Here is a 23998-nt window from a genome sequence, read left to right as displayed (position 1 = left end):
CTTATTTTGCGGCCGCAGCCTTCAGGATCGGCGTGAGACGCGCGACCTCACTGCGCACCAACTCGCCGAGTGCCTTCGGTCCGCGACGGTTGGGCTCGGCGATCTCGGCGCCAAGATCGTAGAGCCGCTTTTGCACGGCCTCTTCGTCGAGACCCTTGTTCAGCGCCTCGGCCAGCTTGTCGATGATCGGCTGCGGCGTGCCCTTTGGCGCGAACATCGCATAGAACGGCGCGCAGTCGAACGCCGGCAGGCCTTGCTCATACGAGGTCGGCACGTCGGGCAGCATCGGGCTGCGTTTCTTGTGGGCGATTGCCAGCGCCTTCGCGGTGCCGGCGCGGACATGGGGCAGGGGACCAAGCACCGGATCGCAGTCGTAGTCGACGTTGCCCGCGAGGATCGCGTTCATCACCGGTGCGGTGCCGGTGAACGGCACCAGCGTCGGCTTGATGCCGATGGCGCTGTTGAGGAGAAGGCAGCCGACATAGGACACTGAGCCGACGCCGGCATGGCCCATGTTGAGCTTGCTCTCGTTGGCCTTGGCGTAGGCCACGAACTCCTTGAGGTTGTTGGCCGGGAAATCCTTGCGGACAGCGAGCAGTTCCGGCTGAACGGCGATCAGCCCGATCGGTTCGAAATCCTTCTCCGGATCGTATCCGAGATTGGGATAGAGCGCGGGCGCAGCCGCGTGAGTGCCCATGTGGCCCATCACGAGAGTCGTGCCATCCGGTGTGGAGCGCGCGGCGCGCAGCGATCCCGTGGTTCCGCCACCGCCGCCGACATTTTCGACCACGAACTGCTGGCCGAGATGGCGCTGGAAGATATCAGCCGCGATGCGCCCGCTGATGTCGGCTGGACCGCCCGCTGCGAACGGCACGATCACGGTCACCGATCGCGACGGATAGGTCTGTGCCTCGACGCCATTCACCGCGGCGAGCGCGATCAGCGCCGCCGCCGCCCATTGCCCTTTCATCGTCCCCTCCCTTGAGGCCCGCTGATTTTTTTGTGCGAGCCTTCGTTGCCTCCGCTACTTTTTCTTGCGCACCGCCTTCGGCTTCGAGGTCTTCTTCGCGACCTTCTTCCTGGCCGCGGCGAGCTTCGCCGGCCGCAAGCCGCCCTTGGCGTTCTTGACTTTGTCCTTGGTGAGCTGCCAGCCCTTCCAGTTGATGTCGAAGACGATGCCGTTCGGGTCCTTGAACTTGCGCTCGAAGCCCTCGTCCTCGGGCTCACCGAGATCGAAGAAGAACTTTCCGCCGGCCTTCTCGATCTGCTTCTGCTGCTTCGGCATGTCGTCGCATTGGAAGCCGAAGTGGTGGATGCCGGTCCAGCCCGCGGGAACGCCGGAGCCAACCTCGCTCTTGTATTGCAGCAACGCGAGATTGATCTCGCCGTCGCTCATGTAGCAATTCCAGGCGGTCGATCCTTCCTTGATCTCGGTGCGCTTGAGGCCGAACGCCTTCTCGTAGAAATCGGCGGTCGCCTTGATGTCCTTCACGCACAACGCGATATGCCGGATGCGGGCGGGCATTTTGGCGGATGATTTCGCGGAGCTTTTTGCTGCCATGGGGTCGTCTCCATTCCGAGGCTTGATTTTGTAGCAGTCTGCCAGCTTCACGGCGCAGGAGCCATAGGGATAGGATTGTCGCCTGGGCGCGCCATCTTGCCGTCCTAGTCAAACTGCCGTACGTCCCCGTCGATCTGCCCATTTTTCACTGAGCAGGACAACCACAATGACCATTTCCTTTTCGAAGATCCGGGCCGCCATTGCGGTCGTTCTTTTGGGACTTACAGTCTCGGCCTGTGGCTACAACACGATTCCCACGGCCGAAGAGCAGGCCAAGGCCAAATGGGCCGACGTCCAGAACAACTACCAGCGTCGCGCCGACCTCATCCCCAATCTCGTCGCCACGGTGCAAGGCTACGCCAAGCAGGAAAAGGACGTGCTGACCGCCGTGGTCGAGGCGCGAGCCAAGGCGACCCAGGTCAAGATCGATGTCTCGCAGCTCACCGATCCCGAGAAGCTGAAGCAATTCCAGGACGCGCAGAGCCAGCTGTCCGGCGCGCTCGGACGGCTCCTGGCCGTCAGCGAGAATTATCCAGACCTGAAGTCCAACCAGAACTTCCTGGCATTGCAGTCGCAGCTTGAAGGAACCGAGAACCGCATCGCTGTGGCGCGCCGCGATTACATCGAAGCGGTGCGGGTCTATAACACCGAGCTGAAGACGTTCCCGGGCGTGCTCTGGGCGGCGACATTCTTCCGCGGCAACAAACCGATGGCCGAATTCACCGCCAATGAATCGTCGCAGTCGCCGCCGGTTGTGAAGTTTTAGTATCGAGGGTTCACAACCGAAGGCCGCGGCATGATCGCAGGCCAGCCGTTTTCCGCACGAGGCAGCTTTGCACCGCGGCTCGCCGCCGCGGTTGCGCTGCTGTTGTGGACCGCGCTCGCGGCGGTGGCGCTGACATTCCCGGCCTTGACCGGCCGGATCGTCGATCAGGCAAATGTCATCTCGGCCGAGACGCGGAGCGCGCTTGAGCCGAAGCTGGCCGATCTCGAAGCCAAGTCCGGCATCCAGCTTGTTGTCGCAACCGTCAACTCCCTCGAAGGCCAGGAGATCGAGCCTTACGCCAACGGGCTGTTCCGCACCTGGAAGCTCGGTGAGAAGGCCAAGAACAACGGTGTGCTGCTGCTGGTTGCGCCGAACGAGAAACGGGTGCGGATCGAGGTCGGCTACGGTCTCGAAGGCACGCTGACCGACGCGCTGTCCAAGGTCATCATCACCAACGCCATCGCGCCTCGATTCAAGACCGGCGATTTCAGCGGCGGTGTTTCGCGCGGTGTCGATGATATCATCACGGTGCTCACCACCGACTCCTCCGAATGGGAGAAGCGGCCCTCGCTGCGGCTGGACAGCCAGCCGGCGCCGGCCGACGATCCGTTCAACTGGGTGCTGGCGCTCATTGCGGTGGTGGTGATCATCCTCCTGATCGTTTCGCCGAGCTTCCGTTGGTTCTTTTTCAACGTCGTGATTCAAATCCTGCTCAGTTCGGGCAGTTCGAGAAGCAGCGGCGGCTTCTCCGGCGGCGGTGGATTTTCCGGCGGCGGCGGTTCGTCGGGCGGCGGCGGCGCATCGGGGAGCTGGTGATGAGCATTTCGGCCGAGGAGCGCGAACGCATCTCCGCCGCGATCCGTGCCGCGGAGGCGAAGACGTCGGGCGAGATCGTCTGCGTGCTGGCGGAGACGTCGTCCTCCCCCACAGGGATGCCTGTGCTGCTGGCGGCGCTGGGCGCGCTTGCGCTGCCATGGCTGCTGGTCGCGTTCACGGCGATGCCGGTGTTCCGCATCCTGACGCTCCAGCTCGTGGCATTTGTGGCGCTGATGGCCGTGCTGTGCTGGACGCCGGTTCGGGTCGCGCTGATGCCGCGGCGTGCGCGCCGGGCGGTGGCGCATCGCGTTGCGATGGAGCAATTCAGGAAGCGGGGCCTCGCGAGAAAGCCGGAGCGCACGGGGATTCTGATTTTCGTTTCGCTCGCCGAGCGTTATGCGCGCATCATCGCCGACGATGGGATTTCCGCCCGTGTTCCCCAATCGCAGTGGCAGTCTGCCGTCGATGCGCTGATCGCGCACTCGCGCGACGGACGAATCGCGGATGGTTTCGTTGCGGCGATCGATTTATGCGGAAACGAGCTCGCCCAGAACTTCCCGCGCACCGAGCCTGGCCAGGACGTTCTGCCGGATCGCATTTATGTGATCTGAGGCCAGACCGCGGTCCGTCACTCGGGCTTCAGGCCTGCGGCCTCGATCACCTTGGCCCATTTCTGCGTGTCGCTCGCGATCCTCGAGCGGGCCTCGGCCGGGGTCAGGATAATCGGCACCGCGCCCACCTCGGCGTAGCGCGCCTTCAATCCGGCATCGCTCAGGCAAGCGTTGATATCGCGATTGAGCCGCTCGACGATCGCTGCGGGCGTCGCGGCCGGCACGCCGATGCCTGTGCCGGCATTGATCTCGATGCCGGGAATGGTCTCGCCGATGGCGGGCACGTCGGGGATCGCGGGGTTGCGTTGCGGCGACATGACGGCGAGCGCGCGGACCGAACCGCTGCGGATATGAGGCAAAGAGTTCGGCAGTGCGTCCATGCCGGCTTGAATCCGGCCTGAGATCAGGTCGGTCGTGATTTGCGGTCCGCCCGCATAAGGGACGTGGACGACGTCCATGCCGGTGGATGTCCGCATCAGTTCGATCGCGAGATGGCTGATGGTCCGCGCGCCGAACGACGCCAGGCTGATCTTGCCCGGATTGGCTTTGGTGTAGGCGACGAAGCCGTCGATGTCCTTGATCGGAACGTCCTTGTTGACCACCAGCACCAGCGGCAGATCGGCAAGCCCGGACACCGGCGCAATATCGCGCTGGAAGTCGAAGGGCAGGGATTTGTAGAGCGACGGATTGATGACGTTGGTGGCAAACGTCATCGCCAGGGTGTAGCCGTCGGGTACGGCGTTCACCACCGACTGCATGGCGATGTTGGTGCCGCCGCCGGGCTTGTTCTCGATCACCACCTGCTGGCCGAGCCGCTCCGACAGCGGCGCGGCGAGGATTCGCGCCAAGAGATCGGTGGTGCCCCCGGCCGTGAACGCCACGATGAATTTGATGGGGCGGGTGGGATAGGTCTGCGCGAGTGCGCGTCGCGGTGTGGCCGCAGCGACAGTGGCTGCCGCTGTCAGTTGAGCAAACTCCCGGCGTGAGATTTTTCTCACTGGCGTTCCCCCTCGGTCATTCCGGGACGGCGCGAAGCGCCGGACCCGGAATCCAGTTCGAAATTCCGCACCTCGCGTCTGGATTCCGGGTTCGCGCCTGCGGCGCGCCCCGGAATGACGCCGGTGGGTGTCACTCCGCCGCAGCCTGACGCTTGCCTTGCGGCAAGCGGCCCCGGAAGTGCGGCAAGATTTCCTCGGCGATCGCCGTCATGTTGGCGCGCGTCATGTCGTCGGGCAGCGTGCCGAACTGGGTTTTGGTCAGCGAGGTGTTGAAGCCGGCGAGATCCTGATACTCGGCGAGCTTCTCACGCACGGTGTTCGGACTGCCCACGATGACGACACCGTTGCGCACGAGGTCATCAAGCGTTTGCGGCTTGCCGGTGATCTTCGCGGCGCGGATGCGCTTCACCGACTCGATGTTGCTGTAGCCCGGCGGCAGCAGCATTTCGGTCGGCATCTTGAGGAAGCGGTTGGTGAGCGCTTCGAGATGCGGCCGCGCCTCGCGCATGGCCTTCTCGTCGGTCTCGGCGACGTAGATGGTGTTCGACCAGGCGAGCTGATCGGGCGACGCCTCGTAACCCAGCTTCTCGGCCTCGTCGCGGTACATCTGGAACATGCGCGCCACGACCGCGATCGGCGACAGTGTCTGCGCGTAGGTGTAGCGCATCTGCGCCGCCCATTTGATGGTGCTGCTACTGCCCTGCGACGGAATCCAGACCGGCGGATGCGGTGCCTGATAGGGCCGCGGCCACGGGTTGACGTAATTGAAGTGATAATGCTTGCCGACATACTGGAACGGTCCGGGCTCGGTCCAGGCGCGGATGATCAGGTCATGCGCCTCGGCGAAGCGCTCCTGCGACAGGCCCGGATTGATGCCCATGGCGTGATATTCGGCGCCGATGCCGCGCACGAAGCCCGCGATGAAGCGGCCGCGCGAGAGGTTGTCGAGCATCGCGTATTCTTCGGCGATCACCAGCGGATTGTTCACCAGCGGCAGCGCGCGGCCGAGAATCGCGATCTTGGCGCGCTTGACGCTGCGCGTCAGCGCACCGGCAAGCGGGCCGGGCGTCGGCATCATGCCGTAGGCGGTCTGGTGATGCTCGTTGAGACAGACGCCGTCGAAGCCGAGCCGGTCGGCAAGCTCCATCTGGTCGAGATACTCGTGATAGAGTTCCGCGCCCTTTGCCGGGTCGTAGTCGCGGTTCGAATACGTGACCCAGGCGGAGCCGTTCCTGTCGATGGCGTCGAGGTCGGCATGCCGATAGGGCATCAGATGGAAGTTGAAGAACTTCATGCGGCGGCCCTCTTCGCTGCGAGGAAGCCTTCGAGCGCGGCAACGAAGGCCGCGCGCTGCTCGACCTGCGGCACGTGCCCGCTGTCCGGGATGAGCGTGACACTCGAACCCGGGATCAGGCGCTGGAACGCGGACGCATACTCCTTCGGATAAATGCGGTCGTTCGCGCCCCAGATGAGATGCGTCGGCACGTCGATCCGGTGCAGCCATTTGGCGAGATGGGGATCGTAGCCGCGCGGCTGCCAGACGAGTTTCGCCGTGGTGGTGCGGTTCTTCAGGATGACGTCCTCGAGCTCGGGCCGCTTGGCTTGCGCCAGCATCGTCTCGATCAGCTTCGGGCTGTCGAACATGCTGCGGATCAATTGCTCGTCGTTGACCAGGAACGTATCGACTTGCGGCACGCCCGGCACATGAATGCCGGCCGATCCAATGAGCGTCAGCGAGCCGAGCCGGCGCGTGTTGCGCGCCGCAAGCTCGGCCGCGATCCAGCCGCCGAGCGAATGGCCGACCAGATCGACGTGGTGCAGATCGAGCTGGTCGATGAGATCGAGATAGAAGCGGGCGAGGTCCGCGATGTTGTCGAGCCAGTCCGGCGTGTCGGACGCGCCAAACCCTGGATGCTCGGGCGCCAGCACATCGTGGCGCGCGGCAAGGTCCGTCATGAACGGCGGCCAGCCCGCGCCGCCACCGCCGTGCAGAAACAACAGCGGACGTCCCGCACCGCCGCGCATCAGCGCGATGCTGCAGCCGCGGACGGAGATTCTGGTCGTTACAGGTTCTGTCATGGGGAACATCCGGCTCGGCTAGATTACGCGATCAGATGGGGAAATGAAGCCGGTAACGCGGTTGGCATCCCGGAACTGTCAAAATCGCATGTAAAGTTGGGCCGTCCAATCAGAGGCTCGCAATGCAGACTTCGATCGCAACGGTATCGCTCAGCGGCGGGCTCGCCGAGAAGCTGGAGGCGATCGCGGCTGCGGGTTTCACCGGCGTCGAGATCTTCGAAAGCGATCTGCTGTCTTTCAACGGCACGCCGAAAGACGTCGCCCGCATGGTGGCCTCGCTGGGGCTAAAAATCGTCACGTTCCAGCCGTTCCGCGATTTCGAGGGCATGCCCGAGCCGCAGCGGAGCCGGACTTTCGCCCGCGCCGAGCGCAAGTTCGACTTGATGGGCGAGCTTGGCTGCAATCTCCTGATGATCTGCAGCAACGTGGCGCCGGACTCGCTTGCCGGCGTCGACCGCGCCGCGGCCGATTTCCACGAGCTCGGCGAGCGTGCGCAGAAGCGCGGTATCAAGGTGGGCTACGAAGCGCTGGCCTGGGGCCGCCACGTCAGCGATTACCGCGATTCATGGGAGGTGGTGCGCCGCGCCGACCATCCGGCGATCGGACTGACGCTCGACAGCTTCCATATCTTTTCGCGCAAGACCGACCTCAAGGCGATCCGCTCGATTCCGGGCGATCGCATCGTGCTGGTGCAGCTCGCCGACGCGCCCTGGCTCGACATGGATGTGATGAGCTGGAGTCGGCATTTCCGCTGCTTCCCCGGCCAGGGCGATTTTCCGCTGACCGAGTTCATGGATGCGGTGTCGGCGACCGGTTACAGCGGCTTGCTGTCGTTGGAAATCTTCAACGATCAGTTCCGCGCGGGCTCGCCGCGCAGCGTCGCGGTCGATGGCCAGCGCTCGCTGGTCTATCTGATGGATCAGATGCGCGGCGCCAGCGGTGCGCTCGCCAAGGAGGCACCGCAGATCCCGCCGCGCGCGAAGTGCCTCGGCGTCGAGTTTCTGGAGTTCGCCGCCGACGATCACGACGCAGCGAAACTGTCGCGCTTGTTCGCGGGCTTGGGCTTTCGCAAGGTCGGCGAGCACAAATCCAAGGCGGTGACACGCTGGTCGCAAGGTTCGATCAACCTGGTGCTGAACAGCGACAAGGAGGGCTTCGCGCATTCGCACCAGCTCGCGCATGGGCCTTCGGTCTGCGCAATGTGCCTCAAGGTCGACGACGCGTCGGCGACGCTCGACCGCGCCGAGAAGCTTCGCGACACGCCGTTCCGCCAGGCGGTCGGTCCGGGCGAGCTCGAAATTCCCGCAGTGCGGGGGCTTGGCGGGAGCCTGCTGTATTTCGTCGATCCGAAAACGCAGCTGGGCCAGCTCTGGGACATCGATTTCAATACGCCGAAACAGGCTCAAGCGAACGGCGACGCCGGTCTCACATCGATCGACCATATTTCGCAGTCGATGCAGTACGAGGAGATGCTGACCTGGCTCCTGTTCTACAATTCGCTGCTCGATGTCACCAAGACGCCGCAGCTCGATGTGATCGATCCGGGTGGCATCGTGCGCAGCCAGGTGGTGCAGACCGCGGATGGCAAGCTCCGCATCGCGCTGAACGCCTCGCAAAGCCAGCAGACGCTGTCGTCGCGCTTCCTCACCAATTACGTCGGCTCGGGCGTACAGCATATCGCGCTTGCGACCGACAACATTGTCGCGACCGTCAAGAAGCTTCGCGCCAACGGCGTCGAGTTGCTGTCGATTCCGGAAAACTATTACGACGATCTTGAAGCCCGCTCCGATCTGCCGGCCGAGCAGCTCGACGTGTTGCGTCAGCACGGCGTGCTCTACGACCGCGATGACGCCGGGGAGTATTTCCAGGCCTACACCAAGAGTTTCGGCGACCTGTTCTTCTTCGAAATCGTCGAACGCCGCGGCTACAAGGGCTTCGGCGCTGTCAATGCCTCGATCCGACTTGCCGCTCAGAGCCGGGAAACACAGGTCTAGTTTGTGTTTACGGGCTTGGCATTAGGCCGCGGTCCAACTTGATCTGCCGTTCCCGCCTGTCCAATATTTGTGCGTTTAAAGTATTTAATAGGAGCGGGGAGGGCGCCATGGATATGAAGAAGCTTGCGGCCGAAGCCATCGGGACATTCTGGCTGACATTCGGCGGGTGCGGCAGCGCCGTCATTGCGGCAGGCTTTCCGCAGGTCGGCATCGGTCTGGTCGGCGTCTCGCTGGCCTTCGGTCTGACCGTGCTGACGATGGCCTACAGCATCGGGCATATCTCCGGCTGCCATCTCAATCCGGCGGTGACGGTCGGGCTTGCGGCCGGCGGCCGTTTTCCGGCGGGCGACGTGGTGCCCTACATCATCGCGCAAGTCATCGGCGCCGTGATCGCGGCTGCGGTGCTCTATGTGATCGCGAGCGGCGCGTCGGACTTCAGCCTCGCCAAGGGCTTCGCCGCCAACGGCTACGGCGATCACTCGCCTGGCAAGTACGGACTCGGCGCCTGCATCGTCGCGGAGTTCGTGCTCACGATAATGTTCCTGTTCGTCATCATGGGTTCGACGCATGGCAGGGCACCGGCGGGATTTGCGCCGATCGCCATCGGCCTCGCGTTGACGCTCATCCACCTCATCAGCATTCCGGTGACGAACACTTCGGTGAACCCGGCGCGCAGCACCGGACCGGCGCTGTTCGTGGGCGGCTGGGCGCTGGCGCAGCTCTGGGTGTTCTGGGTTGTGCCGCTGCTCGGCGGCGCAGCCGGCGGATTCTTATACCGCTGGCTCAGCGCCGAGCCGTCCGGTGCCGTGACCGGGCAGCCGGCGGCGAAGTGAGGCTGCACACCACGCCCATTCGCACGGACTGAAGTTTGCGATAGCCTCCTGGTCGAACGGCAACTCCGGAGCACGCCGGATTTCGTTTTACGTCCGGCGGCCCCTCCGGCAACGACATGCCTTCAACAAGGGAGGGGCCCATGATTGGGCGTCGCGAATTCGTGGTCGGCGCAGCCGCGGTAGGCTTGATGATTGAACAACGCATCAGCCACGCCGCGGCATCGCAGCCAGCCACCAGGATCAATTTCGAAATCCCTGCGGGCGCGTGCGATTGCCACACGCACATTCACGGCGATCCTGCCAAATTTCCGTGGTTTGCTAAGCGCACATACACGCCCGAGATGGCGCTGCCGGAAGAAATGAGCGCGTTGCACAAGGCGCTCAACATCCAGCGCGTGGTGATCGTGACGCCGAGCGTCTATGGCCCGGACAATTCGGCGACGATCTACGGCATGGCGGCACGCGGCAAGGATGCCCGCGGCGTTGCGGTGATCGACGACAAGACCACGGATGCGGAATTGGACCGGCTTGCTTCGCTGGGATTCAAGGGCATCCGCCTCAACCTCTCGACGGCCGGCATCAACGATCCCAAGGTTGCGACCGAAAGCTTCGTCCGTGCCGCGGATCGCGTGAAAACCCGCAACTGGCATATCCAGCTCAACACGACGCTGCCGGTGATCGCGGCGATGAAGGACACGCTCGCCGCTTCGCCGGTGACGCTGGTGTTCGACCACTACGGCAACGCGAACGAAGAGCTCGGCGTGGCGCAGCCCGGATTCTCCGACCTCGTGTCTCTCGTGAAATCCGGCAAGGCCTACGTCAAGATTTCGGTCACCGCGGGTCCGCGCCAGAACTATGCCTACTTCACGCCGCTCGCCCAGATGCTGATCGACCGCATCCTGTGGGGCACCAACTGGCCGCATCCGAATTCGGTGGGTGGCAGTGCCTCGACGGTATCGCCGTTGTGGCAGGTCGACGATGGGCTGGTGTTCAATCTGCTGCCCACCTGGGCGCCGGACGCAGCAGTGCGCAAGAAGATCCTCGTCGACAATCCGGCGCGGCTCTACGAATTTTAGACTCAGTTCCCCGGCGCTTCGATCTTGTTGTCGCGCACGACCTGGCCCCAGCGTTCGATCTCGCCGTGCAGATACTTGGCCGCGCCATCGGGCGTCTGCAGCTCTTTCGCATACGGCTCCATGCCGCTCGCGGCCCAGGCCTTGATGATTTCCGGATCGGCCATGGCTTCCTGAGCCGCGCTGTCGATCGTTGCGATCACAGGCTTCGGCAGGCCCGCCGGCCCAAGCAGGATCTGCCAGAAATCGATCTGGAGCTTCGGCCCGTAAGCCTGCGCGAAGCTCACCACCCCGGGGAACTGCGGCGAGGGCGCCTTTGAGGTGATGCCGAATGCCTTCACCTCGCCGGACGCGACCTGGCCGACCACCTGCTGGGGTGTTGCAAAAAACAGGTCGATATGACCGCCGAGCGTGTCCTGCAGCATCGGAGCAGCGCCGCGATAGGGCACCTGCGTGACCTCGACGCCAAGCGCCTGAGCGAGCAGCGCGGTAGCGAGATGGCCGGTCGAGCCGACGCCAGGGTGCCCCATCCGCGCCTGGTTCTTCTTCATCCAGGCGACCAGCTCCGGCAGCGTGTTGGCGGGAAGCGTCTTGCGCCCGACCAGCACCAGCGGATTGGAATTGAGCATGGCGATCGGTAGGAAGTCCTTCTCGGTGTCGAACGGCAGCGACTTGTAGAGCGAGACGTTCGCCGAGAACTGCAGATTATGGACGAACAGCGTATAGCCGTCAGGCGCCGAGCGCGCGACGCGATGGCCCGCGATGTTGGTGCCGCCACCGGATACGTTCTCGACCACGAAATTCTGGCCGAGCTTGTCGCCCATCTTGGTCGCGATCTGCCGCGCCACCTGATCGGTCGGACCGCCTGCCGGATAGGGCACGATGACGGTGACCGGGCGCGTCGGATAGGACTGCGCGTGCGCAGGCGCAACGGCCGCAAGCAATGCGATGGCGACAGCGGCTGAAAACAGCTTCATCCAATCCTCCCGTTTGATAGTCTTCTTGTGCGGGAGGCTAGCGCGTTCCGGCACGGGCGTCGCCGACCTTTTTTGTCACGGCGAGATTGCGCGCCCGTGGTGCCCGGAGCTTGGCAGGCTGTTTGCAATGCAAGCCTGTGGAGGCGGCCAGTCGACCGCCGAACATGAAACAGGTGCGGATCATGCTTCAGAGAACAGCTCGCAGTGTCTCTTTCTTGCTGGCTTCGGCATGGCTGGCCTTCGCGGCCGCTCCGGCCCAGGCGCAGCCCGAAAGCGATTATCCCAATGGGTTGGTCCGCATCATCTCGCCGGTCGCGCCCGGCGGCATCTCCGATCTGGTGGCGCGTGCGGTGGCGCAGCACCTGTCGGAGACGTTCCATCAGCAGGCGGTCGTCGAAAACAAGGCCGGCGGCAATTTCCAGATCGGCATCAACTTCCTGCTGTCGCAGCCGGCCGACGGCTATAACCTCATCGTCCTGCAGGAAGGCGCGGTCGTGCTCAATCCGCATCTCTACGCCGGCAAGCTGTCCTACGATCCGGACAAGGACCTGGCGCCAATCAGTGCGATCACCAAGGTCGATCAGGTGCTGCTGGTGCACCCGTCGGTGCCGGCCAACAATGTCGCGGAGTTTCTGGCGCTGGCGAAGGAGAAGCCCGGCGGCGTGACGGTCGCGTCGTTCGGGCCCGGCACCCCGCCGGCGATGTTCGCGGAAATGCTGCAGCTGATGGTGCCGGGGACGAAGTTCAACACGGTGTCGTATCGTGGCGCGGCGCCGATGCTGACCGACGTCGCGGCCGGCCACGTCAATGCGACCTTCATCAGTCTAGGACAGGCGCTGCCGCTCTATCGAGAGGGCAAGGTCAAGATCCTAGCGACGTTGTCGCTGCAGCGGTTGCCGGTCTTGCCGGACATCCCGACCATGGCCGAGACCATTCCAGGCTTCGAGGGCACCGCCTGGCACGGCCTGTTCGCCAGGGCGGGGACGCCGAAGCCGATCATCGACAAGCTCAACGCCGAAATGCGCCGGATGGCGGCAGACCCGGGCTTCCAGCAGCGCGTGCTCCAGCCGAATTATTTCCGCTCGATCGCGGGCAGCACCGCGGACATGGCAGAAATGATCAAGACCGAGTCGGCGAAGTGGAAGAAATTTGTTGCAGAGGCCAAGATCAGCGTTGAATGATCCGCCTCCAGCCGGAGGTGTTTCAATGCTGACCCTGCCCAAGCACAATCGTTACGACTACATCCCGATCGGCGAACGCAAGGACTATTCCTGGCCGGGCGGCAAGCGGCTCGCGTTCTGCACCACGACCAACATCGAGGTCTACGCCTACCGCAAGGGCACCGGTTGGGATCCGGCCAAGAAGGGCGAGCCGCAGCAGCAGCGCAATTACTCCTGGCGTGACTACGGTAACCGCGTCGGCATTTGGCGGCTGTTCGACATGTTCGAACAGTTCAAGCTGCCGGCCGCGCACAACATCAATTCACTGCTCTACGAGTATTATCCGCAGATCACCGACAAAATCAGGGCGCGCGGCGACGAGGTGGTCGGCCACGGCCGCACCAACGCGGAGCGGCAGAACGATCTCTGGGAGCTCGACGAGAAGCGGCTGATCGACGATGTGACGCAGGAGATGACCAGGCGCGAGGGCAAGCCGCCGAAAGGCTGGATGGGCCCGGCTGCGGCCGAGAGCACCGTGACCATCGATCTGCTCAAGGAGGCCGGCTACAAATACGTCATGGACTGGCCGGCGGACGATCAGCCGTTCTGGCTCAAGACCCGCTCCGGGCCGATCCTGTCGGTGCCCTATCCGGCGGAGCTCAATGACTCGGCTTCGATCATTCACCGCGAGAACTCCGCCCAGCAGTTCGCCGATATGATCGTCGATCAGTTCGACGAGATGATCGAGCAATGCACGGCGCAGCCGTTGGTGATGACGATCTCGCTGCATCCCTTCGTGGTGGGACAGCCGTTCCGGCTGCCGGCGTTGCGCGGGGCGCTGAAGCACTGCGTGGAGCATGCCAAACGCGACCGGGTGTGGTGGACCACGCCGGGCGCCGTGGCGGACTTCTGTTACACGCTGCCGCCCGGTACCATCTCCGGGTGAGGGGCTGAAGTAGCGCGGCTGTCATTCCGGGGCGCGCCTCACCAGCGCGTTTACGCGCGTCTTCGACGCGCTGTGCGCGCGAACCCGGAATCCAGTCAAATCGCTCATCTGGATTCCGGGTTCGCTCGCTTGCGCTCGCGCCCCGGAATGACGCCGGTTTTGGGTTGGCGGTTTGCCATCAGCCGGTCTATCGTCCCGCCAAATCTCGAAAACGTAGGAGGACACCGTGGCTCAATCATTGCCCAAGCGGACGCTCGGCAAGACTGGCATCGAAGTCTCGGCCGTGGGCCTCGGCTGCATGTCATTCTCCGGCACTTACGGACCGTCCGACGATGCCGCCAGCACCACGCAGATTCATGAGGCCATCGAGGCCGGGATCACCTTCTTCGATTCCTCCGACGCCTACGGCAAGGGGCACAACGAGACGCTGCTCGGCAATGCGCTGAAGGGCAAACGCAGCGGGCTGGTGATCGCCACCAAGTTCGGCAATCTCGGCGGGGCCGGCGGTAAATTTGCCGACGGCCGTCCGGAGTTCGTCGTGAACTCCTGCGAGGCGAGCCTGAAGCGGCTCGGCGTCGACGTGATCGACCTCTATTACGCGCACCGCATCGACCCGACCGTGCCTATCGAGGACACCGTCGGGGCCATGGCGAAACTCGTGCAGCAGGGCAAGGTCCGAGCGCTGGGCTTGAGCGAAGCCTCGCCCAAGACCATCGCGCGCGCCCACAAGGTGCATCCGATCACCGCGGTGCAGAACGAGTTCTCGCTGCTCTATCGGGATCAGGCCGACGACACGCGCAACACCACACGAGGGCTTGGCATTTCCTTCGTCGCCTACGCGCCGCTTGGCCGTGGATTGCTCACCTCCGACATTGCCGATCCGGCGACGCTCGCCGAGGGCGACACCCGCAAACGCCAGCCGCGCTATTCTGGCGACAACCTCGCTCACAACCGCGCGCTGACACAGAAGGTCGAGGCCATCGCCAAGAAGAAAAACTGCACGCCCGCGCAGCTCGCGCTCGCCTGGGTGCTGGCACAGGGGCCGGATGTCGTGCCGATCCCGGGCACCAAGCAGAAGAAGCGCATGATGGAGAACATCGGAGCGCTCAGCGTGAAACTCACCGACGCGGATCTGGCCGAGATCGCAAGCGCGGTGCCCCCCGATGCCGTGAAGGGCACGCGTTATCCCGAGGCGCAGATGGCGAGCCTCTATATCTGACGAAGCGGCATATCTGACGACGCCGCGGTTCGGTTCGATCGGACGTCATGGCGCGCGATACACCAGCGCGTTCTTGGTCTTCTCGACGAACTCGGTCGGTGTCGCGAAAATCCTCGCGGCGAGGTTCTGCAAGTCCTCGCCTGCGATCGGATCGATGGCGAGGCCGATCTTCTGCGCCTCGGCCAGCAACTCGCTGTTCTTCATCGCTTCCATGAAGGCTTTGCGCAGCGCTGCGACGCGCTCGGCCGGAACATCGGGCGCCACGAAGTACGGCCGGCCGAAGGTTTCCGACGAATAGATCAGCTCCATGATCCTGCGGTTTTCCGGCGAGGTTGCGAAGTCGACCGCGAGCGGCACGCCCATCTTGTTGATCTCGGGGTTGCCCTTGTCATGCTCCTGCACGATCACGCGGATGAAGCCGGATTTCACCCAATCCGGTTTTTGCGCATTGAGGCTCGACCAGGAAAAGCCGCAGAGGCCGTAGACCTCGTTCTTCTCGATCGCGAGCGTGATCTCGCGCGTGCCGGGATAGCCGCTGACCTGCTTGATCTTGGCGCCCGTGGTGTTGTTGAGCATCGCCGGATAATCGCGCGTCGAGGTGCCGGGCTGGCTCGCTCCGATCAGCCATTCCTTCGTGAGCGCCTCCTTGAAGCTTTTGATCGGCGCATCGGCGCGGGCGATGCAGACATAGTGGTCGGTGGTGGCGGAACCGATCTGCACGAGCTTGCTGGCGTCATGCCGCAACCGCCGTGCGTTGCCGAGCGATGCGTCAAACAACGCATCCATGATGGCGTTGTTCTGCGGCGCGCCGATGAAGGTGCCGTCCTTGGGCGCAACGTTGTAGAGATGCGCCACCATGGCGTTGCTGCCGGCGCCCGGCATGTTGGTCACCACCATGGTGGGATTGCCGGGAATGTACTTTCCCAGGTAACGGGCCATCAGCCGGGCATAGATGTCGTAGCCGCCGCCGGGCGATGAGCCGACCACCACGGTGATCTGGCGGCCCTTGTAGAACTGAGCGATTGCATCCTCTGCGGCCGCGGGCGTCGCCACCAAGCCCGTCACCCAAAAGCCTGTCATCCAAAGGAAACCAACAAGCCGTTTCATCGGGGCCTCGCCGCAGTTCACGGATTGCGGCAAGACCATAACACAGCTTGAGCCTGTCGCGCGGTCCGCGCATTCTCGTTCGGGGAGAATCGCAAAGAACTCATGGCCGACTACGATCTTGCCATCATCGGCGGCGGCATCAACGGCGCGGCCATCGCGCGGGACGCTGCAGGGCGCGGCGTTCGGGTGGTGCTGCTGGAGCAGAGCGATCTCGCCTCCGGCACCTCATCGGCCTCGACCAAGCTCATTCACGGAGGCCTGCGCTACCTCGAGCACGGCGCGTTGCGGATGGTGCGCTCGGCGCTCGCCGAGCGCGAGGTGCTGTTGAAGAATGCGCCGCACATCATCCGGCCGATGCGCTTCGTGCTCCCGGCGGTGCCCGGTCCGCGCTCGCCGCAGATGCTGCGGTTCGGCCTGTTCCTCTACGACTGGCTCGGCCGGCGCCGGATCCTGCCCGGCACGCGCAGCGTCGATCTCACCCACAATTCGACCGGCCATCCGCTGATGCGCCGCTTCATCATGGGCTACGAGTATTCCGACTGCTGGGTCGACGACTCCCGGCTGGTGGTGCTCAACGCCCTCGATGCCGCCGAGCGCGGCGCCGTGATCCGCACCCGCACGCGGGTGGCGCGCGCCGAGCGGGAGGACACCTGGCGGCTCATTCTCAACATCCAGGGCCGCCGCGATGTCGTCACCGCCCGTGTGCTGATCAATGCCGCGGGTCCTTGGGCCGGCATTGTCGCCGAGACCGTGCTGCGGATGGACGGGCGGCCGCCGCTGCGGCTTGCCAAGGGCAGTCATATCGTGGTGCCCAAGGCCTTCGATCATGATCGCGGCTATATCTTCCAGAACACGGACGGCCGCATCGTCTTTGCGCTTCCCTTCCACGACGATTTCACGCTGATCGGCACCACCGACGAGAACTTCACCGGCGCGCTCGACGCCGTGGCGCCGAGCGCCGACGAGGTGGTGTACTTGTGCCGCGCCGTGAACGAATATTTCCGCGTCAAGGTCGAGCCCGAGCAGGTGGTCTGGGCCTTCGCCGGGGTGCGCTCGCTCTATGACGAAAGCGCGGGTCGCGATGCGCCGGAGGACGTCACGCGCGACTATCAGTTGGTGCTGGACGAACGCCACGGAGCGGCACCGCTGCTGACGGTCTATGGCGGCAAGATCACCACCCATCGGAAGCTCGCCGAGGATGCGCTGGAGCAGACCGCGCATTTCTTCCAGCTCCATCGCCGCTGGACGGCGTCGACGCCGCTGCCTGGCGGCGATTTCCTCTGGGACGCCATCAACACCCGTGTGTCGCAGACGCTGCGCGCGTGGCCGTTCCTCACCGAGCCGGAAGCGTGGCGGCTGGTTCACGCCTACGGCACCCGCGTCGACCGCGTGCTCGGTCAGGCCAGAACGCGCGACGACATTGCGCCGTTTTTCGGTCCGCTCAGCGCAGCGGAAGTTCGCTATCTGATGAAAGAAGAATGGGCGCGCACCGCCGATGACATTCTCTGGCGGCGGAGCAAGCTCGGTCTCAAGGTGACGCCCGGCGAAAGGGAATTGCTGGCGCGCTTCATGGTGCAACCGGCGGGTTAGCCTATGACCCATCTCATCGCCATCGATCAGGGCACCACCTCGACGCGTGCAATCGTGTTTGACGATAAGCTGGCGCCGGTCGCGACCGTGCAACAGGAGTTGCGCCAGATCTATCCTCAGCCTGGATGGGTCGAGCACGATGCCGAGGCGATCTGGGCCGACGTGGTCGCGACTGTGCGCGGTGCGATGGCCAAGGCAAACGTCGCCGCAAAGGATATCGCCGCGATCGGCATCACCAATCAGCGCGAAACCACGATCGTCTGGGATCGCCCGACCGGCAAGCCGATCCACAATGCGATCGTCTGGCAGGACCGCCGCACCGCCGACGCCTGTGCGGCGCTTCGGACCGAAGGTCACGAAGACGCGATCACCGGCAAGACCGGACTTCTCCTTGATCCATATTTCTCGGCGACCAAGATCGCGTGGCTTCTCGACAACGTGCCAGGCGCACGCGAGAAGGCCGCACGCGGCGCACTCGCTTTCGGCACGGTCGACTCTTATCTGTTGTGGCGGCTCACCGGCGGCAGGGTGCATGCCACCGACGCAACCAACGCGGCACGGACGCTGCTCTTCGACATCCGCAAGGCGCGCTGGGATGGCGACCTCGCCGGTCTCTTTGCGGTCCCGCTGCCGCTCTTGCCGGAGGTGCGCGACTGCGCAAGCGAGTTCGGCGAAACGCTGCCCGAACTGTTCGGCGGGCCGATTCGTGTGCTCGGCATGGCCGGCGATCAACAGGCTGCGACCGTCGGGCAGGGCTGTTTCGCGCCCGGCATGATGAAGTCGACCTATGGGACTGGGTGCTTTGCCTTGCTCAACACCGGCGCAGAACCCATCCGGTCGCGCAACCGGCTCCTCACCACCATCGCGTACCAGCTCGACGGCAAGCGCACCTACGCGCTGGAGGGCGCGATCTTCATCGCCGGCGCCGCAGTGCAATGGCTGCGCGACGGCTTGCACCTGATCAAGCAGGCCTCCGAGGTGAACGCGCTGGCGCGCAACGCCGATCCGGCCGGCCAGGTCTATCTGGTGCCGGCCTTCGTTGGGCTCGGTGCGCCCTATTGGGATGCCGATGCGCGCGGCGCGCTGCTTGGGCTGACCCGCAACACGGGTCCGGCCGAGATCGCGCAGGCGGCGCTGGAATCGGTCGGCTATCAGACCCGCGATCTCCTCGAGGCCATGCACGCCGACGGGCCGGCCGCGGCCGGCACGGTGCTGCGCGTCGACGGCGGCATGACGGCCAGCGACGTGACCATGCAGTTTCTCGCCGATATTCTCGGCGCCGCGGTTGACCGGCCGATGGTGATGGAAACCACGGCGCTGGGCGCCGCCTATCTGGCCGGTCTCAAGGCCGGCGTCTGCCCCGATCCGGCAGGATTCTCAAAGACCTGGCAGCTCGACCGGCGCTTTGAGCCGGCGATGGATGGGCCCACTCGCGCCCGAAAATGGGCCGGCTGGCAGGACGCGGTCCGCCGCACGCTGACGCCCCCTCAGCGTTAACAAGCCATTGCCCGGAGCGAGGCACTTTCGCCGCTAAGTTTGACGCAAGTTCAATTGAAAGATGGTCCGATTGCGGAACGAACCATCAGCCGTTGCGTCCCTCGGTTTCGCCTGAGCGAGGCCTCCAATGGAACAGGTACTGAGCAAGGATCTGCAAGATCAGATCGCGTCGTTGAAGGTCTTGATCGTCGACGACGAGTACTACATGCGCAAGGTCGTGCGCACGATGCTGCTTGCGATCGGCATCAAATCCGTCATCGAGGCGGACAACGGCATCGCGGGCCTCGAAGCCATCAAGCATCACAGGCCGGACATCGTGATCGTCGATTGGGAGATGCCGCTGATCGACGGCGCCCAGTTCGTGCGCATGGTGCGCTCACCGAAGGATTTTCCGGCGCCCGATGTGCCGATCATCATGCTGAGCGGTCACGGCGACCGCTGGCGCGTGGTCGAGGCGGCCCGGCTCGGGGCGCATGAATATCTGCTGAAGCCGGTCTCCACCAAGGCATTGCACGAGCGCATCATCACCATCGTCACCGTGCCGCGGCCGTTCATCACGCTGGATGGCTATTACGGGCCGGCGCCGCGGAAGATGTTCTCGAACGCCCGGCCGGCCGACAAGGCGGCACTTCACGGCAGCGCCGATCTTGCCAGGCCGACGATCCCGGCCGCCCGCCCGCCGGAGCCCGCCACCGCGGCCAGCGGCACCCGCGACGACGTCTTCCTCCTGTGAATTGACGACGCCGGCGCCGTCCCGCCGATAGTCCTGAGTTGAGCCTGCCGCCCGGCGCGATTAGCGTGTCGGGCCATGACGGACGACAATCCATTCGGCAGGGATGCAGACGTTCGGGCCAAGTCCGATCCCAAGCCCAGCGCCCTCCCTGTGGCGCCCTCCGTCGCGCGGCGGACGCTGGTCCAGTTCGACACCGTCAGCAAGCGCTTCGGCAGCGTGACGGCGGTCGACTCGGTGCTGCTCGATATTCACGATGGCGAGTTCTTCGCGCTGCTCGGGCCGTCGGGCTGCGGCAAGACCACGCTGCTGCGGATGCTGGCGGGCTTCGAGCAGCCGACCGAAGGCCGTGTTCTGCTCGATGGCGCGGAGCTGACCGGCGTGCCGCCGCATCGGCGGCCGGTCAACATGATGTTCCAGAGTTACGCGCTGTTTCCGCATCTTTCGGTCGCGGGCAACATCGCATTCGGGCTCAAGCAGGACAGCATGCCGAAGGCCGAAATCGAAACTCGCGTCGCCGAGATGCTGAAGCTCGTGCGGCTCGACGGGCTCGGCGAGCGGCGGCCGCATCAACTCTCCGGCGGCCAGCGCCAGCGCGTGGCGCTCGCGCGCGCACTCGCCAAGCGTCCCAAGGTGCTGCTGCTCGACGAGCCGCTGTCGGCGCTCGACCGGAAGCTTCGCGAGGAGACACGCTTCGAGCTGATGGAGTTGCAGAAGCGGCTTGGCCTGACCTTCGTCGTCGTCACGCACGACCAGGAGGAGGCCATGATGGTCGCGGACCGGGTCGGCGTCATGAACGGCGGCAGGCTTGTTCAGGTGGCGCCGCCCGCCGAGATGTACGAGAGGCCGAATTCGCGCTGGGTCGCGGGCTTCATTGGCGACGTCAACCTGACGGAAGGGCGGATCGTCTCGTCGGGACTGGGCCACTGCGTGGTCGAGAGCACGAGCGGCGGCCGCCTGATGGTCTCACACCCGACGGACATTGCGCCGGGCACTCATGTCTGGGTGGCCGTGCGGCCGGAAAAGATCGAGCTCCACACGAGGGCGCCGGCCGGGGGGGCCGAGAACTCGTTTACCGGCCGCGTCTCCGAGATCGGTTATCTCGGTGGAATGTCGATCTACAAAGTCAAGCTCGACAGCGGTGCCGACATCAAGGCCGCGGTGGTGAATCGCGAAAGGAAGCCCACGCAACCCGTCAACGTCGACGACCGTGCGTTCTTGAGCTTCAGGCCGGAAGCCGCCGTGCTGCTGACCCGATGACGGACGCTCCCACCATCGCACCACGCCGCCGTTCGGCCAAAAAGACGAAGTGGGGCCGGCGACTGGTCATTCTCATCCCGGCGTTGTGGCTGTTGCTGTTCTTCGTCGTGCCGTGCCTGATCGTGCTCAAGATCAGTCTGTCACAGACCGTGCTCGCGCAGCCGCCTTACACGCCGCTGCTGGACCTTTCGCAAGGCTGGCAGGGCGTTCGGGATTTCATCTCGGCGCTGTCGGTCGAGAGCTACAGGCTCCTGGGCTCCGATACGCTCTACATCACGTCATATCTTCGCAGCCTGATCATCGCGGCGGTGTCGACCGCGATCCTGCTCTTGATCGGCTATCCGATCGCCTACGGCATCGCGCGTGCGCCGCGGCGCGTGCAGCCGGTGCTGGTGATGGCGGTGTTCCTGCCGTTCCTCACCGCGTTCCTGATCCGCATCTATGCCTGGATCAACATCCTGCAGCGCGAAGGCCTGCTCAACGATACGCTGCTCACGCTCGGCATCATCAAAGCGCCGCTGGTCTGGCTTGCGACCGACACCGCGATCATCATCGGCATCGTCTATTCCTATCTGCCGTTCATGGTGCTGCCGCTCTATGCGAGCCTGGAGAAGCTCGACGACACGCTGCTTGAAGCGGCGGCCGATCTCGGCTGCCCGCACTGGAAGACGTTCTGGCTCGTCACCGTGCCGCTGTCGGCCTCGGGCGCCGCGGCCGGCGCGCTGCTGTGTTTCATCCCGATCGCCGGCGAGTTCGTGATCCCCGATCTGCTCGGCGGCTCGAACGCCATGATGATCGGCCAGACGTTGTGGACCGAGTTCTTCCAGAACAAGGACTGGCCGGTGGCCTCCGCCATCGCCATCGCGCTGCTGGTGATCCTGCTGTTTCCGATCCTGATCTACGAGCGCCTGCAGCTGCGTGATCTGGAAAACGACTCCGGAGGCCGTTGATGCGCAAGGGTCTCTCCGCCTTCAATGTCGTCTCGATCGCGCTGGGGCTGGCTTTCCTCTATCTGCCCATCGCGATCCTGGTGATCTATTCGTTCAACGCCTCGCGGCTGGTTACGGTGTGGGGCGGCTGGTCGACGCGCTGGTACGTCGAACTGCTGCACGACGGCGCAATGCTGGAGGCCGCCTGGAACAGCCTGCGGATCGCCGCGCTGTCGGCCACCGCTGCGACTGTGCTCGGCACACTCGCCGCGGTGGTGCTGGTCCGCTCCGGGCGCTTCATCGGCCGCACCGCGTTCGCCGGCATGGTCTACGCGCCGCTGGTGATGCCCGAGGTGATCACCGGTCTGTCGCTGCTGCTGCTGTTCGTGGCCATCAACGCCGACCGCGGCTTCTGGACCGTGGTTATCGCCCACACCACCGTGACGGCGAGCTTCGTCACCGTGGTGGTGCAGTCGCGGCTGGTGAGTTTCGATCGAAGTCTCGAAGAAGCCGCGATGGACTTGGGCTGCCCGCCGTTGAAGACCTTCATGGTCGTCACCTTGCCGCTGATCTTTCCGGCGGTGGCTGCGGGCTGGATGCTTGCCTTCACGCTGTCGTTCGATGACCTGGTGATCGCGAGCTTCTCCACCGGGCCGGGTGCGACGACGCTGCCGATGCGGATCTATTCGGAGGTCCGCCTCGGCGTGAAGCCGGAGATCAACGCCATCTGCACCGTCATGATCGTGGTGGTGGCTTTGGGCGTGACCGGCGCGGCGCTGTTCGCCAAGCGGGCCGAGCTCCGCGCGGCGCGAGAAGCCAACGCCGCCGCCTAGAGCGGTTCACAATTTGACGGAAGCGTATCCGGCGTTTGCGAAGTAGTTGCTGCATTCGCGGGGGCCTATGGTTGTGACGAGGCTGCCGATTTGGCGCCAGACATCGTCGATGGTGCGCCTTTGAGCCATGCGCATCCAATGTTTGATCTTGGCGAAGGCCTGCTCGATCGGATTGAGGTCCGGCGAGTAGGGCGGCAGGTACCAGAGCCTGGCTCCGGCTGCTCTTATGATCTGTCGCAGCACGGCAGCCTTGTGGCTTCCGAGGTTGTCCATGACGACAATATCGCCGGCCTTCAGTGCGGGAACGAGTTGCTGCTGGACATAGGCTCGGAAGCACTCGCCGTTGATCGGGCCATCGAACACGCAAGGGGCTGTGAGGCCGTCGTGGCGGAGCGCGCCGAGGAAGGTCAGCGTCCGCCAATGACCATGCGGCGCGTAAGCTCGCAGGCGATCGCCCTTGCGTCCCCATCCGCGCAGCGGGGCCATGCTGGTCTTGATCCAGGTTTCGTCGATGAAGACCAAACGCCGTGGATCGAGACCGGCCTGCCAGGATCGCCAGCGCTTTCGTCTGCGGGCGATGTCGGCCCGGGCCTGTTCAAGCGCGAACAGTGTTTTTTTTGAACCGCAGGTCTTCGCGCCGCAGGAACAGCCACACGGCATTGTGCGAGACCTTTACCCCACGCGCGGTAAGTTCGTCCTTCAGCCCATGCAGGGTCAGATGCGGGGTCTGTCTGATGCGCTCCAGGATGAAGGCCCGATGCGGATCGAGCACCGGCTTGCGATATCCACCCATCTTGCTCGGCGACACTGAGCCAGTCGTCCGATAGCGCTGAGACCACTTCACCACCGACGACACCGCCACGCCGAACCGCGAAGCCACCGTCCGGCAGCTCTCACCGTTCCGCACCGCCGCAACGACACGCTCACGCAGATCATTGGACAGAGGTCGGGTCATGAGCTGCTGGCCTCCAACCCAGCCAGCAGCTTGAATCACAATTCGAAGCCCAGCGGAATCCCCA

The 23998-nt window shown here is 64.4% G+C and carries 23 protein-coding genes; 15 read left to right on the top strand and 8 right to left on the bottom strand.

All coding sequences use genetic code 11. From position 1 onward, the window contains the following. Position 1: 1 nt before the first annotated feature. On the bottom strand, positions 2-970 hold the full coding sequence (locus RHPLAN_RS33205) for a tripartite tricarboxylate transporter substrate-binding protein (protein WP_068027798.1): 969 nt from the start codon (positions 968-970) through the stop codon (positions 2-4). A gap of 54 nt (positions 971-1024) precedes the next feature. Further along, positions 1025-1561 (bottom strand): VOC family protein, encoded by a 537-nt coding sequence (locus tag RHPLAN_RS33200; RefSeq protein ID WP_068027795.1) that lies wholly within the window; start codon positions 1559-1561, stop codon positions 1025-1027. A gap of 166 nt (positions 1562-1727) precedes the next feature. On the opposite strand from RHPLAN_RS33200, the gene RHPLAN_RS33195 reads away from it, so the two are divergent. The 3 genes from RHPLAN_RS33195 to RHPLAN_RS33185 are packed head-to-tail and all read left to right on the top strand — an operon-like array spanning position 1728 to position 3754. Continuing rightward, positions 1728-2327 (top strand): LemA family protein, encoded by a 600-nt coding sequence (locus RHPLAN_RS33195; RefSeq protein ID WP_068027792.1) that lies wholly within the window; start codon positions 1728-1730, stop codon positions 2325-2327. Between the two features lie 30 nt (positions 2328-2357). Beyond that, positions 2358-3143: a TPM domain-containing protein gene (locus RHPLAN_RS33190; RefSeq protein ID WP_068027789.1), complete on the top strand. Its 786-nt coding sequence runs from the start codon at positions 2358-2360 to the stop codon at positions 3141-3143. Further along, positions 3143-3754, top strand: coding sequence for a TPM domain-containing protein (locus RHPLAN_RS33185; protein WP_068027786.1), 612 nt, complete (start codon positions 3143-3145; stop codon positions 3752-3754). The genes RHPLAN_RS33190 and RHPLAN_RS33185 overlap by 1 nt, the downstream gene beginning before the upstream one ends. Positions 3755-3771: 17 nt before the next feature. Here the strand turns inward: RHPLAN_RS33185 and RHPLAN_RS33180 are convergent, their stop codons facing one another. From RHPLAN_RS33180 to RHPLAN_RS33170, 3 genes are all read right to left on the bottom strand, one after another. Beyond that, positions 3772-4752: a Bug family tripartite tricarboxylate transporter substrate binding protein gene (locus RHPLAN_RS33180; protein WP_198164605.1), complete on the bottom strand. Its 981-nt coding sequence runs from the start codon at positions 4750-4752 to the stop codon at positions 3772-3774. 130 nt (positions 4753-4882) lie between these two features. Next, positions 4883-6046: an LLM class flavin-dependent oxidoreductase gene (locus RHPLAN_RS33175; protein WP_068027780.1), complete on the bottom strand. Its 1164-nt coding sequence runs from the start codon at positions 6044-6046 to the stop codon at positions 4883-4885. Then, on the bottom strand, positions 6043-6831 hold the full coding sequence (locus RHPLAN_RS33170) for an alpha/beta fold hydrolase (RefSeq protein ID WP_068027779.1): 789 nt from the start codon (positions 6829-6831) through the stop codon (positions 6043-6045). The genes RHPLAN_RS33175 and RHPLAN_RS33170 overlap by 4 nt, the downstream gene beginning before the upstream one ends. A gap of 122 nt (positions 6832-6953) precedes the next feature. Between RHPLAN_RS33170 and RHPLAN_RS33165 the strand changes: the two genes are divergently transcribed. The 3 genes from RHPLAN_RS33165 to RHPLAN_RS33155 all read left to right on the top strand — a co-directional run bounded on the left by RHPLAN_RS33165 (position 6954) and on the right by RHPLAN_RS33155 (position 10734). Further along, positions 6954-8825 carry a bifunctional sugar phosphate isomerase/epimerase/4-hydroxyphenylpyruvate dioxygenase family protein gene (locus tag RHPLAN_RS33165; RefSeq protein ID WP_068027778.1) on the top strand — a complete coding sequence of 624 codons (1872 nt, stop codon included), beginning with the start codon at positions 6954-6956 and terminating at the stop codon, positions 8823-8825. Between the two features lie 107 nt (positions 8826-8932). Beyond that, positions 8933-9658 carry an aquaporin Z gene (aqpZ, locus tag RHPLAN_RS33160; RefSeq protein WP_068027777.1) on the top strand — a complete coding sequence of 242 codons (726 nt, stop codon included), beginning with the start codon at positions 8933-8935 and terminating at the stop codon, positions 9656-9658. Positions 9659-9798: 140 nt separating this feature from the next. Next, entirely contained in the window at positions 9799-10734 is a 936-nt protein-coding gene (locus tag RHPLAN_RS33155; RefSeq protein ID WP_068027774.1) for an amidohydrolase family protein, read from the top strand. 2 nt (positions 10735-10736) lie between these two features. Here RHPLAN_RS33155 and RHPLAN_RS33150 read toward each other — a convergent pair whose 3' ends face one another. Further along, positions 10737-11708 (bottom strand): Bug family tripartite tricarboxylate transporter substrate binding protein, encoded by a 972-nt coding sequence (locus tag RHPLAN_RS33150; protein WP_068027772.1) that lies wholly within the window; start codon positions 11706-11708, stop codon positions 10737-10739. 182 nt (positions 11709-11890) lie between these two features. On the opposite strand from RHPLAN_RS33150, the gene RHPLAN_RS33145 reads away from it, so the two are divergent. From RHPLAN_RS33145 to RHPLAN_RS33135, 3 genes are all read left to right on the top strand, one after another. Continuing rightward, positions 11891-12889 carry a Bug family tripartite tricarboxylate transporter substrate binding protein gene (locus RHPLAN_RS33145; protein WP_198164604.1) on the top strand — a complete coding sequence of 333 codons (999 nt, stop codon included), beginning with the start codon at positions 11891-11893 and terminating at the stop codon, positions 12887-12889. Positions 12890-12914: 25 nt separating this feature from the next. After that, the gene (locus RHPLAN_RS33140) at positions 12915-13814 is read left to right on the top strand and encodes a polysaccharide deacetylase family protein (protein ID WP_068027769.1); all 900 of its coding nucleotides are present in this window, start codon (positions 12915-12917) and stop codon (positions 13812-13814) included. 226 nt (positions 13815-14040) lie between these two features. Next, positions 14041-15033, top strand: a complete 993-nt coding sequence (locus RHPLAN_RS33135) for an aldo/keto reductase (RefSeq protein ID WP_257730315.1) — start codon at positions 14041-14043, stop codon at positions 15031-15033. A 45-nt stretch (positions 15034-15078) separates the two neighbouring features. On the opposite strand, the gene RHPLAN_RS33130 is transcribed toward RHPLAN_RS33135, so the two are convergent. Beyond that, the gene (locus RHPLAN_RS33130) at positions 15079-16140 is read right to left on the bottom strand and encodes a Bug family tripartite tricarboxylate transporter substrate binding protein (protein ID WP_157100641.1); all 1062 of its coding nucleotides are present in this window, start codon (positions 16138-16140) and stop codon (positions 15079-15081) included. A gap of 102 nt (positions 16141-16242) precedes the next feature. Between RHPLAN_RS33130 and RHPLAN_RS33125 the strand changes: the two genes are divergently transcribed. The 6 genes from RHPLAN_RS33125 (at position 16243) to RHPLAN_RS33100 (ending at position 22979) form a co-directional block, all read left to right on the top strand. Continuing rightward, positions 16243-17730, top strand: a complete 1488-nt coding sequence (locus tag RHPLAN_RS33125; protein WP_068027764.1) for a glycerol-3-phosphate dehydrogenase — start codon at positions 16243-16245, stop codon at positions 17728-17730. Between the two features lie 3 nt (positions 17731-17733). Next, complete coding sequence (gene glpK / locus RHPLAN_RS33120; protein ID WP_068027761.1) at positions 17734-19227, top strand: glycerol kinase GlpK; 1494 nt, start codon at positions 17734-17736, stop codon at positions 19225-19227. A 127-nt stretch (positions 19228-19354) separates the two neighbouring features. Beyond that, complete coding sequence (locus RHPLAN_RS33115; RefSeq protein WP_068027758.1) at positions 19355-19960, top strand: response regulator transcription factor; 606 nt, start codon at positions 19355-19357, stop codon at positions 19958-19960. 75 nt (positions 19961-20035) lie between these two features. Continuing rightward, the gene (locus RHPLAN_RS33110) at positions 20036-21217 is read left to right on the top strand and encodes an ABC transporter ATP-binding protein (protein WP_084246073.1); all 1182 of its coding nucleotides are present in this window, start codon (positions 20036-20038) and stop codon (positions 21215-21217) included. Next, on the top strand, positions 21214-22167 hold the full coding sequence (locus RHPLAN_RS33105) for an ABC transporter permease (protein ID WP_084246071.1): 954 nt from the start codon (positions 21214-21216) through the stop codon (positions 22165-22167). The genes RHPLAN_RS33110 and RHPLAN_RS33105 overlap by 4 nt, the downstream gene beginning before the upstream one ends. Beyond that, a complete protein-coding gene (locus tag RHPLAN_RS33100; RefSeq protein WP_068027755.1) occupies positions 22167-22979 on the top strand; it encodes an ABC transporter permease subunit in 813 nt (270 codons plus the stop codon). The genes RHPLAN_RS33105 and RHPLAN_RS33100 overlap by 1 nt, the downstream gene beginning before the upstream one ends. Positions 22980-22985: 6 nt before the next feature. Here RHPLAN_RS33100 and RHPLAN_RS38770 read toward each other — a convergent pair. Beyond that, a protein-coding gene (locus RHPLAN_RS38770; RefSeq protein ID WP_157100640.1) for an IS630 family transposase occupies positions 22986-23934 on the bottom strand; the annotation gives its coding sequence in 2 pieces (ribosomal slippage) (positions 22986-23597 and positions 23599-23934; 948 coding nt in all). Positions 23935-23998 lie beyond the last annotated feature (64 nt).

Source organism: Rhodoplanes sp. Z2-YC6860 (assembly GCF_001579845.1).
Taxonomy (GTDB): domain Bacteria; phylum Pseudomonadota; class Alphaproteobacteria; order Rhizobiales; family Xanthobacteraceae; genus Z2-YC6860.
Note: the sequence above shows the minus strand (reverse complement) of the source record. Positions and strands in the feature narration are given on the sequence as shown.